This is a genomic window from Mesorhizobium sp. M0491, from assembly GCF_040321265.1.
Taxonomy (GTDB): Bacteria; Pseudomonadota; Alphaproteobacteria; order Rhizobiales; family Rhizobiaceae; genus Mesorhizobium.
In genome coordinates this window covers 288,245-300,697 of the sequence record NZ_JAMYRE010000001.1, presented here as the reverse complement: position 1 = coordinate 300,697, position 12,453 = coordinate 288,245, and the positions used below count along the sequence as shown (strand labels likewise).

Genomic DNA, 12,453 nt, shown 5'->3' with positions numbered 1-12,453 from the left:
ATTTTTCAGAGCGCTTTGGAACATCCGCATACGCATGACCGCCATATTGGCCTTGGCGGACCAAAATGGGCGGGGCCCATGGGATCATGGAGAGCAGATCAGTTGGTTTCGAGCGGCCGGCCCTGGCTGACGATCATCGCGCCGACAGCGTCGGTGTTCTCAGGCGTCGACTGGAAACCCATAGACGCCTCTTGCGGCGCTTCCTCGACCGAGGAGATGACCCTCGTCCTTGTGTTCAAGGTTCCGCCAAAACGGGCGGCATCCGGTTCCTCCATCGGCTCCTGCATCGCCACCACCGTCGGCTCCGCCGAGACACGCGCAGATTTCGCGGCCGGCGCGGCGGCCGCGGTCATATAGGTCTGTTGGGCAGGAGCGGACCGGACGGTGGCCGGCTTGGCCGGACGCACCGGCTCGGCGGACGCGACCATCGTCACCGGCTCCGCTGGCTTCTGCGGCGCCGCCGAGGCAATGGCGACCTGCGGCTCGTCCGGCAGCGGCTGCCAGTTGCGGCCGCGCTTCTCGTAAAAGGCATTGCCGCCGGCAACCATGGTGTAGTGCATGTTCTTGTAGGGGAAGCGTAGGCCGGCGGTGTGGAAGAACATGGTGTTCTTGAGCTTGGACTTGCGCTCCCCCTTCAGCACCGCGTCGGCGGCTTCCTCGACATCGGGCATTGCGCGTGAATTCATCGGCCTTGTCATGACGCCGGGGGCAAACTGCCCGCGCTCGCCCACCACCGCGCAGATGGTGCTGCCGTGCTTGCCGGAGCGCAGCCGGTTCATCACCACCGTGCCGACCGCGATCATGCCGTCGCGGCTCGAGCGGTTGGATTCAAAGAACATCGCCCGTTCCAGGCATTCCTTGTCCTTCGGCGTGTGGCTGTACGCCCGGGAGCTCAGGAAACCCGGCGTGATGGCGTCGGTCAGGCTGGCGACGGACATGCCGTGTGAAGTGGTCTGGCTACAGGCAGCCAAGAACAGGGGTGAAATGACGGCGCCGAGCAACAGCGGCGTCTTCCATCGCGTAGAAATCAACAGGTAACCCTCTCACTTCGTGCCCGCCCCCAGGCTGCGGCAAGAATGAGACACTTTCGGGCAAAATGATGGCCAAAACGTTATTAACAACGCGCTGTTGCCAAATTGGCACAATTTCCTGGTTTTCCAGATAGATCGCACCCATCATTTCACAAAGGCGATGACCTCTCTCTCTTTGTTTCGCCGCAATTGCCCCAAGGGAAAGCACTACGCGCTTTTCCCGGGCAAACGCTGTTAATTTCTCCTGGAACCGGTCTGCAGCCCGGCCGCAATCACGGCCGCTGGCCAGGCTCAAGCTCCTCGACCTTCTCCGAAAACAGGCCGCGCCGGAGGAACAGCGTCCGCGCCTCCCTGGTCGTCGGGGCGATCTTTCCCGGCCAGTCGCTGTCAATGAACTCAGCCTTGGTGAAGTCCGGATTTGTCTCGCTTGCCGCCTCCAGGAATTCGGCGATCTCCAGCACGATCGCGCGCTCGTCCTTCGAAAGCGCCGATGTGCCGGCTTCGATCGAAGGGCGATGGACGAAATCCTCGAACAGATAGAAATAACCCTTGATGCCGACGAGATCGACGCCGTCGTCACAATCGGCCAGGATTTCCAGGATCTCGTAGATCCTGTTGCGGATACGCTGCTCGATCAGTCTTTCGGAGGGCTCTTCGGTCATGTCGATGATGGGCGCGCACGCCGAATGCTAGAAGGGCAGTTTCATTCCCGGCGGGATCGGCAGACCTGCGGTCAGCGCCTTGGTCTTTTCCTGCATGATCTGCTCGACCTTGGTCTTGGCGTCGTTGTGAGCGGCCAGCACCAGGTCTTCCAGGATCTCGACATCGTCTTCCTTGAACAGAGACGGATCGATCTTCAGCGACTTCATCTCGAATTTTCCGGTCAGCGTCACATTGACCAGGCCGCCGCCGGCCTGGCCGGACGCTTCCAGCGTGGCGATCTCGTCCTGCATGGCCTGGAACTTGGCCTGCATTTCCTTCGCCTTGCCCATCAGGCCGAGAAGATCTTTCATGGTCGGGTCCTTTGCGGATTCGTGGCTGGATCAGGGTTCATCGTCGTCAGCCGGCGGCTCGACCGGCACTTCAGCCTCTGTCGTTTCGGCTTCCGGCGCGTCTGGAATGCGCACGTCGATGATCTTGGCGCCGGGAAAGCGCGCCAGGATAGCGGCCACGGTCGGGTCGCTCTTGGCATCGAGAAAAGCCGTCTCGCGCTTGGCCGATTCCATTTCGGCGAGCGTCTGGCCGCCCTCTTCCTTCGACAGCGAGACCAGCCAGCTGCGGCCGGTCCAGGCGCGCAATTTCGTCGTCAGGTCGTTGAGCAGCATCTTGGGCGCATCGCCGGTCAGGCCGACGTCGATGCGGCCGGGCTCGATGCGCACAAACCGGATGCAGCTCTTGACCAGCACCTTGAAGGCGATGTCACGCTGCGCATCGGCGAGCGCAATGATGTCGGCCAGCGATTTCAGCGGCGCCGCTTCCATGGCCGGCTCCGGAGGAGCGACGTAGGCAACGGCAGCAGGCGAGGCTTCGACCAGCCGCATGGTCTGCGCACCGCCAGGACCGGCGGGCATGCGCGTCTGCGCCACCGCGCCGGCGCCACCGCCGTTGCCGGAACTTGCAGGCGCGCCATTCGGGCGCGGCGCGCCGCTTTGGACCGACGCTCCGCCCTCGAGCGATCTCAACGCCTCGTCCAGCGTCGGCAGGTCGGCGGCATGCGCCAGCCGGATCAGCACCATTTCGGCGGCACTGACCGGCCGGTTGGAGGACTGCACTTCGGGAATGCCCTTGAGCAGCATCTGCCATGTCCGCGACAGCACCCTGACCGACAGCGTCCTTGCGAAATCGGCGCCGCGCTGCCGCTCGTCCTCCGACAGCGAGGCATCCTCGATGGCCGTCGGCACGAAACGCAGCCGGGTGACGAGATGGTTGAATTCGGCAAGGTCGGTCAGCACGGCGGCCGGATCGGCGCCGGTGTCATACTGCGCACGGAATTCGCCAAGGGCGGCTGCCACATCACCCTTCATCACATGTTCGAACAGATCGACGATGCTGGCGCGGTCGGCAAGTCCCAGCATCGCCCGCACAGCCGCGGCACCGACAGTGCCGGCGCCATGGGCAATCGCCTGGTCGAGGATGGAGAGCGAATCACGGGCCGAGCCTTCGGCGGCGCGCGCGATCATCGCCAGCGCGTCGTCGTCGACCGCAATGCCTTCCTGGGCCGAGATCGAGCCGAGATGCGCGACCAGCGCGCCGGCGTCGATGCGCCTCAGGTCGAAGCGCTGGCAGCGCGACAGGACAGTGATCGGGACCTTGCGGATTTCGGTGGTGGCGAAGATGAATTTGACGTGCGGCGGCGGCTCTTCCAGCGTCTTCAGCAGGCCGTTGAAGGCCTGCGTCGACAGCATGTGCACTTCGTCGATGATATAGACCTTGTAACGGGCCGAGACCGGCGCATAGCGCACGCGCTCGATGATATCCCTGATGTCGTCGATGCCGGTATGCGAGGCGGCGTCCATCTCGATGACGTCGACATGGCGGCCCTCCATGATCGCCTGGCAATGCTCGCCGAGCACCGCGAGGTCGACCGAAGGCTGGTCGATATCAGCGGTTTTATAATTCAGGGCCCGCGCGAGGATGCGCGCCGTCGTGGTCTTGCCGACGCCGCGCACCCCGGTCAGCATCCAGGCCTGGGCGATGCGGCCGGTGGCAAAGGCATTGGTGAGGGTGCGCACCATCGGCTCCTGGCCGACCAGCTCGGAGAAGTTCGAAGGACGGTACTTGCGCGCCAGCACGCGATAGGCGGCGGCCTTGCCTATCTCCAGGCTTTTTGGTCCCGAATTTCCGGCTTCGCTCATACGCCCGTAAAGCTCCAAATGGCCGCGCCCGAAGGCGGCCGATTCCTGCGCATAGTCTCGCCCGCGCTGCAATGCGTCGTCAATGTCGCGAGAGGGGCCGATGAGGTGGGAGGCTGGAACAATGACCCGTTCCGGGCTCGTTAGGGCTGCTTCCTTCCGGACCTGACCCGGTTGGCGAGTGGATCGTCCACCACCAACCTCCCGCTTTCCATATCGGCAATTGCGCGACGAAATGCAAGTCCGCCGAAGAAATCGCAAAATATGGAATTGGCGCACCAATGCGTGAGGGGCGCAATGATTCGCTTGCAGCCCCCTTGCCGCCGCTCTAGCCTTCATGTGTTGAGCAAACCAAGAAAAGCAAGGGAAACGCCGATGCTGCCGGGCCTGGAGGCCGGATTCACGCTGGACGCACGGCTGGAGGCGGACAGCGAACAGTTGATGTGGCTTGGGCTGTGCGAATTGCGGGTGATGAACGACCGCCGCTGGCCATGGCTGCTGCTGGTGCCGCAGCGGCCCGGCGCGGAGGAAATCCATGACATGACGCCGCTCGACCAGACGATGCTGACCTTCGAGACCAATATGGTGGCGCAGGCGCTGAAGAAGGCGACCGGCTGCACCAAGATCAACACCGGCGCGCTCGGCAACATCGTGCGCCAGTTGCACATCCATGTCATCGCGCGTTCGGAAGGCGATCCCGGCTGGCCAGGCCCTGTGTGGGGACATGGTCTGCGAGAGCCCTATCAACGTTCCGACTTGCGACGGTTTGCCGAAACGATCAAGGCGGCGCTATAAGCGTTCCCCGTGTCCATCCCTCAACGTATCCCAGAGTCCCCATGAGCTTCCGCCTGTTTGACGCGCCTTTGCGCGAGCCGAGCCAGTTCGTCGGCTTTACCGGCAACATGATCGACCGGCAGTCCGAGAACCGCGCCGACGATTCGGTCGACAAGGCGCTGGCCGATCCGGCGACGCGGCTGCTTCTGATGCATGGCGGCCGGCTCTATTTGAAGCTCGGCGATAGCGGTGCTCTCGATCCCTGGTTCGGCGCCACCGAGAGCGAGCCCTTCAAGGTTTCCCTGGCGCAAGGCATTCTGCTCGGCTTTTCCGAACGAGGACCGGTGCTGGCCGTGCCCGCCGGCTTCGAACCCGAACAGCTTCCGGAAGCAGTCAAGGCCATCGACTACCGCTCGGTCTACATGCAAGGGCTGATCGACGAGGCGGCGGCTGGCGCGATGGCGCAAGGGGCGGCCCTGCTTGCCTGGCATGCCAGCCATCGCTTCTGCAGCAAATGTGGTACGGAATCGCAGATGCGGGCCGGCGGCTACAAGCGCCATTGCCCGAATTGCGGCACCGAGCATTTTCCGCGCACCGACCCGGTGGCGATCATGCTGACGGCGACGCGGGAAAAATGCCTGCTCGGACGCGGCCGGCATTTCGCGCCGGGCATGTACTCGGCCCTTGCCGGCTTCATCGAGCCGGGCGAGACGATCGAGGCGGCGGTGCGCCGCGAGACGCTGGAAGAGGCCGGTATCCGGCTTGGCCGCGTCGTCTACCACGCCAGCCAGCCCTGGCCGTTCCCCTATTCGCTGATGATCGGCTGCTTCGGCGAGCCGCTCAATGACGATATCCAGGCCGACCTCAACGAGCTTGAGGACTGCCGCTGGTTTTTTCGCGACGAGGTGCGCCTGATGCTGGAAAGGACGCACAAGGACAATCTGGTCACGCCGCCGAAAGGCGCCATTGCGCATCACCTCATCCGCGCCTGGGTCGATTCAGAATGATGGCAGCGAACACCGAAAGACATTGCAGGAGCAGGACATGATCCGTCACACCGTCGTTTTCACGCTGAAGCATCCGCCGCATTCGCTGGAGGAAAAGCGGTTCCTGGTCGACGCCAAGAAAATCCTAACCGCGATCAGAGGCGTCACGCATTTCGAGCAATTGCGGCAGATCAGCCCCAAGAACGACTATCATTTCGGCTTCTCGATGGAGTTCGCCGACCAGGCCGCCTACAACAGGTACAACGACCATCCGGACCATGTCGCCTTCGTGCGCGACCGCTGGGTGCCGGAGGTCGAGGCCTTCATGGAGATCGACTACGTGCCGCTGGGCGCGGTGATTTAGGGCATGGTCCCGAAAAGTGGAAACCGGTTTTTGGACAAGATCATGCCCAGTAGCGATCAGTCCGCAACCTTCCACTGCTCACGCGACTCACTGGCCGGATAGACGCCCAGAATCCGCACTTCGCGGGAGAAGAAACGGAGCTCGTCCAGCGCAAGCTTGACCAGCGGGTCGTCGGGATGGCCCTCGATGTCGGCATAAAACAGCGTCGCCGTGAAAGCGCCCAACTGGTAGCTCTCCAGCTTGGTCATGTTGATGCCGTTGGTGGCAAAACCGCCCATCGCCTTGTAGAGCGCGGCCGGCACGTTGCGGACGCGAAAGATGAAGGTCGTCATCATCTTGACGTCGGGTGATGGGCGCTCGGCCCATTGCTTGTTCTTGGTCAGGACGACAAAGCGGGTGACGTTGCTGTCGGTGTCCTCGACGTTTTGCTCGATGATGTCGAGCCCGTAGAGGGTCGCTGCCAGCGCCGGCGACAGCGCCGCCATGGTGCGGTCCTTGACCTCGGAGACCATCTTGGCTGCACCAGCCGTATCGCCGGCGACGATCGCCTTCCAGCCGTTCTTGCGGATGTATTTGCGGCACTGGCCAAGCGCGTGGATGTGGCTGTGCACCGTCTTGATCTCGTCGCGCCTGACGCCCGGCAGCACCATCAGCTGGAAATGGATCGGCAGGAAATATTCGCCGATGATGTGCAGCTTCGATTCCGGCAAGAGATGATGGATATCGGCGACGCGCCCGGCAATGGTGTTCTCGATCGGGATCATGGCGAGATCGGCCTTGCCGGTCTCGACCGCGTTGAACGCATCCTCGAAGGTCGGGCACGGCAACGGCTCCATCGATGGATAGACGTTGCGGGAGGCGGTGTCGGAATTGGCGCCCGGCTCGCCCTGGAAGGATATTCTGTTGGTCTTTTCAGGCATGCCGATATCTCAGGTTGAAAGGATCTGTCTGGCGCGTTCGAGGTCTTCCGGCGTGTCGACGCCGAGCGGCAGCGACTGGACGATCTCGGCGTCGATGCGCATGCCGGCTTCCAGCGCCCGCAACTGTTCCAGCCGCTCGCGCCGTTCGAGCGGCGACGGCTTCAGCGCGACGAAACGCTCAAGTGCTTCGCGGCGATAGGCGTAGAGGCCGACATGATGATAGAGCGGCCCCTCGCCCCAAGGCGCCGTGGCACGGGTGAAATAGAGCGCCCTCAGCCTGCTGCCGGAAAGCGGCGAACCGACGATCTTGACGACATTGGGATTGGTCTTTTCCTCGTCGCGGACGATCTCGACGCCGAGCGTGGCGATGTCCACCGCACTGTCCTCGAAAGGCCTGAGCGACGCGGCGATAATCTGCGGATCGATGGTCGGCAGGTCGCCTTGCACATTGACGATGGTTTCGACCTTGCGCCCGGGGTCGAGCGCGATCAGCGCCTCGTGGATGCGGTCGGAGCCGGATTCGTGATCCGTGCGCGTCATCACGGCCTCGAACCCGTGCGCGCGCATCGCTTGCGCCACGCTTTGCGTGTCGGTCGCCACCACCACCCGGCCAAGGCCGGCTTCGGCGGCGCGGCGGGCGACATGGACGATCATCGGGGCGCCTGCGATGTCGGCCAGCGGCTTGCCCGGCAGGCGGGTCGAGGCCATGCGGGCCGGGATCAGGATCAGCGTGGACATTTCGGGTGCAAGGCGTCTCGAAAGAGGACAGGGAAAGTGGCAAAAGGTCTCACTGGAAGCGCCCTTATAGGTGTTGCAACGCCGCAGCAAAAGACCTAGTTTCCGCCCGATTTGACCGCCCTGGCAGGACGGGTCACGATACCGACGGACGGAGTGGACGGTTCTGTCCGCCGGAAAAGGGAGCAAGGGGCGTATGGATTCCAACGAAGTCAACAAACTGCTCGCCGGATTGCTCGGAACCGTTTTCGTCGTCTTCTCGGTCGGCATTGTGTCCGATGCGCTGTTTGCCTCGCCTGCGCCGGAAAAGCCCGGCTTCGCCATCGAGGCCGCGGAGCCCGCCGAAGGCGGCCCGGCCGCTCCTGCCGCAGCCGAAAAGCCGATCGCAGATCTTCTGGCCAATGCAAATGCCGAACAGGGCGCTGCCATCTTCAAGAAGTGCCAGGCCTGCCATTCCGGCGAAAAGGGCGGTCCTAACAAGGTCGGCCCCGATCTGTGGGACATCGTCGACCGTCCGGTCGCCTCTCACGAGGGCTTCGCCTATTCGGCGGGCATGAAGGAATATTCCAAGGGCGGCACAGAGAAGTGGACCTACGATAACCTCAACCACTTCATCACGTCGCCCAAGAAGGACGTTAAAGGCACGGCGATGGGCTTTGCCGGCCTGCCGAAGGAAGAAGACCGCGCCAACGTCATCGCCTATCTGCGCACGCTGTCCGACAATCCCAAGCCGCTGCCGGCACCGGGTGCCGCCGCCGATGCAGGCGCCAAGCCTGCCGATGCAGCCGCTCCGGCAAAGCCGGCTGATGGTGCCGCGCCCGCGAAACCGGCCGCTCCTGCCGCCCCGGCTCCGGCCGCACCCGCACCGGCGCCTGCCCAATAGTCAGATATCATCTCGACGACCTTGAAAAAGCCGGGTTCAGCCCGGCTTTTTTGTTGGGAAAACCGCATAGGCGGCGACAAAGCCGCGCATGGCGGTTTTCACGGGCGCCAAATCATCTAGATTGCCGATGAACGGGCATTGCGAAGAGGATAGTGCATGACGGTTGGCCGAACGCTTCTCAAGTCGTTGCTGGCGGCAGCCCTTCTGGCGGCGGGATTGCAGGCTGCCCTCGCCGATGAATGGCGCACCACGTCATCGCTGATCGGCGAGTCCAAATACGGCGCCAATTTCCAGCACTACGACTACGTCAACCCCGACGCGCCCAAGGGCGGCACGCTGAACCGGGTGGTGATCGGCACCTACGACAACTTCAATCCTTATATCGTGCAGGGATCGCCGGCGGCCGGCCTCGTGGGATTCGGCGGCGGCCTACTCTACGACACGCTGATGGAGCAGGCGACCGACGAAGGCAGCACCAGCCACCCACTGATCGCCGATGCCTACAAGTATCCGGCCGACTATTCCTCCGCGACCTACCGCCTCGACCCGCGCGCCAAATGGCACGACGGCCAGCCGATCACTGTCGACGACGTGATCTGGTCGTTCCAGGTGCTGAAGGCCAACAGCCCGTTGTATAACCGCTATTTTGAGAACGTCACGGACGCGGTCGCGGTCTCCGATCGCGAGGTCGAGTTCCACTTTAATCAGAAAGGCAACAGGGAACTGCCGAAGATTCTCGGCGATCTCGTCGTTCTGCCAAAGCATTGGTGGGAGGGCAACGACGCCAGCGGCAAGAAGCGCGACATCACCAAGACGACTCTGGAGCCGCCGCTGGGGTCAGCGGCCTACAAGATCGCGAGTTTCAAGCCGGGTTCCGAAATCGTCTGGCAGCGTGTGCCGGACTATTGGGGCGCCAAACTGCCAGTGAAGATCGGCCGCGAGAATTTCGACAGGCAGCGTTTCAGCTATTTCCTTGACGACAACGCCGGTTGGCAGGCCTTCACCAAAGGGGGGTTCGAAGACTTCCGCGCCGAGACACGCGCCCAGCGTTGGGCGGTCGAATACACCTTTCCGGCGATCAAATCCGGAGATGTCATCAAAAAGGAGTTCCCCACAACCTCACCGGAACCCATGCAGTCCTATTTGATAAATACGCGCCGCCCGCTGTTCCAGGATGTACGCGTACGCCAGGCACTCACCTACGCGTATGATTTCGAGAGCATGAACCGAACCATTTTCTTCGGCGCCTATACGCGCACAGACAGCTATTTCGAAGGCGGCGATCTGGCCTCGACCGGCCTGCCACAGGGCAAGGAGTTGGAGATACTCCAGCCGTTTCGAGACAAGTTGCCACCTGAACTGTTCAAGCAGGAATTCAAGCTGCCGGTCTACGACACGCCACAATCGGGTCGCGAGAATTTGCGCAAGGCCTACGAGCTTTTCAAGCAAGCCGGCTGGGTCAATCAGGCCGGAAAGCTGGTGAATGCGAAGACCGGCGAAGTGTTCAAGATCGAGTTCCTCGGCAACGATCCCGTTGACGAGCGGGTCGCCTCGCCTTTCATCGACAATTTGCGGCGGCTGGGCATCGATGCAACGCTGCGCATTGTCGATGACAGCCAATACACCAACCGTACTCGCGCTTTCGACTTCGATATGCTGGCGCTCGCAGGTTTTCAGCAATCCAACTCACCCGGCAACGAACAGCGCGACTTTTTCAGTTCCACAGCTGCGGACAGGGCCGGATCACGAAATTTGGCCGGCATCAAGAATCCTGTCGTCGACGCACTGATCGACCGCGTCATCTTTGCAACGGACCGAGACGACCTGATGGCTGCGACCCATGCCCTTGACCGAGTGTTGCTTTGGAACTTCTACATGGTGCCGCAATGGCACCTGGGGAAAGTTCGGGCCGCATACTGGAACAAGTTCGCAATGCCTGAAAAACAGCCAACCTATCTCGGCGTCGATTTGGACTCTTGGTGGATCGACCCGGACAAGGAGAAGGCGCTGGCGGCCAAATACAAGGGTGGCAATTGATGGCGGCCCTTGCCCGCCGCGACTTTCTCGCCCTGGGCAGTGCCGCGGCAGCCGCCGCCTTGCTGCCCGGCAAGGCCTTCGCCGACACTGCGACCGGCACCAAGCTGCACGGCCTGTCGGCCTTCGGCGACCTCAAATACAAGCTCGGTTTCGCGCATTTCGACTACGTCAATCCGGACGCCCCAAAGGGTGGCCAGATGAATTTCGCGCCGCCGAACTCGACCCTCAATCAGAGCTTCCTGACCTTCAACACATTGAACTCACTGGTGTTGAAGGGGGAGGCGCCGCCGCGTACCGAACTTTGTTTCGATTCCCTGATGACAAGCGCGCTCGATGAGCCGGATGCGGCCTACGGCCTGCTTGCCGAAACCGTTACCCTGTCGCCGGACCGCAACGGTTTCCGCTTCGCGCTGCGACCGCAAGCGCGTTTCCACGACGGTTCGCCGCTGACCGCGCAGGACGTTGTCTTTTCGCTGAAGCTTTATCAAGACAAAGGCCATCCTAACCTTTCCCAAGCGTTGCGGTACATGACCGACGCGGTTGCGGTCGATCCCGCTACCGTCGATCTCACCCTCAACGGCAAGCAGTCGGCGCAAAACATCCTTGCGATCGTGGGAATGCCTATCGTCTCCAAGGCCTTTTATACGGCCAATGATTTCGATGCTTCGACCATGACACCGCCGCTTGGCTCGGGTCCCTACAAGATTGGACGCGTGGCGGCCGGACAGACTGTCGAATATGACCGCGTGGCCGACTATTGGGGCCGCGATCTGCCAGTGAACCGCGGCCTCTACAATTTCGACCGCATCCGCATCGACTTCTATCTTGACCGGCAAGCGGCATTCGAGGCCTTCAAGAAAGGCGACACGCATTTTCGCGAGGAATTCACCTCACGGGTATGGGCTACCGGCTACGACTTTCCGGCGCTGAAGGACGGCAAGGTCGTCAAACGGGAATTTCCCGGCGAGAAGACGCCGGACATGCAGGCTGTCGCGCTGAACCAGCGTCGTCCGCAATTCCGCGATGAGCGGGTGCGGCGGGCGATCGCCAGGTGCTTCGATTTCGAATGGATGAAGCGGGCGCTGTTTTACGGCTCCTACGAGCGCTCTCAATCGAATTTCGAACGGTCGGACTACAAGGCCGAAGGCCTGCCCTCGCCTGAGGAATTGGCCCTGCTGGAGCCGTTCCGGGCCGAGTTGCCGCCAGAGGTTTTCGGTGAAGCGGTAACACAGCCCCTGTCCGACGGTTCGGGCCATGACCGCAAGCTGCTGGGCGAGGCTTCGAGATTGCTTGCGCAAGCCGGCTGGAAGCGCGATGGCAGTTTCGTCGTCAACGACAAGGGTGAGCGGCTGCGGGTCGAAATGCTGGCGGAGGACGACGGCATCGTTCGCATCTACACCCCTTGGTCCGAGAATATGAAGGCGATCGGGATCGACGCATCGATCCGGCAAATCGATTCGGCGCAGTATGAGCAGCGGCACAGCAATTACGACTTCGATCTCGCCTTGCTGCATTGGTCAATCGGGGCGACGCCGACCGACGACAGCCTGCAGATGCTCTATGATTCCCGGATGGCGAAAATCCCGGGGCAGCGCAACTATCCGGGCACCGAAAGCAAGGCCATCGACGCCCTGATCGCGGCAGCCGGCAAGGCGAAAGACCGTATAGAACTCGTCACGGCGCTCAGAGCGCTCGACCGGGTCTTGCGCGCGCGGCTCGACTGGATTCCAACATACTATCTGGCGAATCACCGCGTCGCCTATTGGGACATGTTCGGCTTTGTCGAACAGAAGCCCGATTTCGGCTTTCCGGTCGAGACGCTGTGGTGGTTCGATAAGGGCAAGGCGGCAAGAATTGGCAAAGGCTGAGAT

Annotated in this window: 13 protein-coding genes and 1 other RNA gene; 6 read left to right on the top strand and 8 right to left on the bottom strand. The window is 62.2% G+C overall.

Annotation, left to right across the window (positions count from 1 at the left end; genetic code table 11):
• Positions 1–98: 98 nt before the first annotated feature.
• The 6 genes from NKI69_RS01365 to ffs form a co-directional block, all read right to left on the bottom strand.
• On the bottom strand, positions 99–1,031 hold the full coding sequence (locus NKI69_RS01365; RefSeq protein ID WP_128305644.1) for a cell wall hydrolase: 933 nt from the start codon (positions 1,029–1,031) through the stop codon (positions 99–101).
• Positions 958–1,326 carry a hypothetical protein gene (locus tag NKI69_RS01360; RefSeq protein WP_352719676.1) on the bottom strand — a complete coding sequence of 123 codons (369 nt, stop codon included), beginning with the start codon at positions 1,324–1,326 and terminating at the stop codon, positions 958–960. The genes NKI69_RS01365 and NKI69_RS01360 overlap by 74 nt, the downstream gene beginning before the upstream one ends.
• Positions 1,304–1,693, bottom strand: a complete 390-nt coding sequence (locus tag NKI69_RS01355; RefSeq protein ID WP_352719674.1) for a hypothetical protein — start codon at positions 1,691–1,693, stop codon at positions 1,304–1,306. The genes NKI69_RS01360 and NKI69_RS01355 overlap by 23 nt, the downstream gene beginning before the upstream one ends.
• A gap of 27 nt (positions 1,694–1,720) precedes the next feature.
• Positions 1,721–2,044 (bottom strand): YbaB/EbfC family nucleoid-associated protein, encoded by a 324-nt coding sequence (locus tag NKI69_RS01350; RefSeq protein ID WP_013527931.1) that lies wholly within the window; start codon positions 2,042–2,044, stop codon positions 1,721–1,723.
• Positions 2,045–2,074: 30 nt separating this feature from the next.
• A complete protein-coding gene (locus NKI69_RS01345) occupies positions 2,075–3,886 on the bottom strand; it encodes a DNA polymerase III subunit gamma/tau (protein ID WP_352719672.1) in 1,812 nt (603 codons plus the stop codon).
• A 105-nt stretch (positions 3,887–3,991) separates the two neighbouring features.
• An RNA gene (ffs, locus tag NKI69_RS01340) (signal recognition particle sRNA small type) lies at positions 3,992–4,088 on the bottom strand.
• Positions 4,089–4,258: 170 nt separating this feature from the next.
• Between ffs and NKI69_RS01335 the strand changes: the two genes are divergently transcribed.
• From NKI69_RS01335 to NKI69_RS01325, 3 genes are read left to right on the top strand one after another with little or no spacing between them, the layout of a single operon-like run.
• A complete protein-coding gene (locus NKI69_RS01335) occupies positions 4,259–4,678 on the top strand; it encodes an HIT domain-containing protein (RefSeq protein ID WP_127293986.1) in 420 nt (139 codons plus the stop codon).
• A 41-nt stretch (positions 4,679–4,719) separates the two neighbouring features.
• Positions 4,720–5,664, top strand: a complete 945-nt coding sequence (nudC, locus tag NKI69_RS01330; protein ID WP_352719669.1) for an NAD(+) diphosphatase — start codon at positions 4,720–4,722, stop codon at positions 5,662–5,664.
• A 37-nt stretch (positions 5,665–5,701) separates the two neighbouring features.
• Entirely contained in the window at positions 5,702–6,007 is a 306-nt protein-coding gene (locus tag NKI69_RS01325) for a Dabb family protein (protein ID WP_127293984.1), read from the top strand.
• A 56-nt stretch (positions 6,008–6,063) separates the two neighbouring features.
• On the opposite strand, the gene NKI69_RS01320 is transcribed toward NKI69_RS01325, so the two are convergent.
• A complete protein-coding gene (locus NKI69_RS01320; protein WP_127293982.1) occupies positions 6,064–6,927 on the bottom strand; it encodes a prephenate dehydratase in 864 nt (287 codons plus the stop codon).
• 9 nt (positions 6,928–6,936) lie between these two features.
• Positions 6,937–7,665 (bottom strand): 3-deoxy-manno-octulosonate cytidylyltransferase, encoded by a 729-nt coding sequence (locus NKI69_RS01315; RefSeq protein ID WP_128305649.1) that lies wholly within the window; start codon positions 7,663–7,665, stop codon positions 6,937–6,939.
• Positions 7,666–7,858: 193 nt separating this feature from the next.
• On the opposite strand from NKI69_RS01315, the gene NKI69_RS01310 reads away from it, so the two are divergent.
• From NKI69_RS01310 to NKI69_RS01300, 3 genes are all read left to right on the top strand, one after another.
• Positions 7,859–8,545: a c-type cytochrome gene (locus tag NKI69_RS01310; protein WP_128305650.1), complete on the top strand. Its 687-nt coding sequence runs from the start codon at positions 7,859–7,861 to the stop codon at positions 8,543–8,545.
• 156 nt (positions 8,546–8,701) lie between these two features.
• Complete coding sequence (locus NKI69_RS01305; RefSeq protein WP_023811444.1) at positions 8,702–10,582, top strand: extracellular solute-binding protein; 1,881 nt, start codon at positions 8,702–8,704, stop codon at positions 10,580–10,582.
• Positions 10,582–12,450, top strand: coding sequence for an extracellular solute-binding protein (locus NKI69_RS01300; protein ID WP_023811445.1), 1,869 nt, complete (start codon positions 10,582–10,584; stop codon positions 12,448–12,450). Before NKI69_RS01305 ends, NKI69_RS01300 begins: the two co-directional genes overlap by 1 nt.
• The last annotated feature ends 3 nt before the right edge of the window (positions 12,451–12,453 follow it).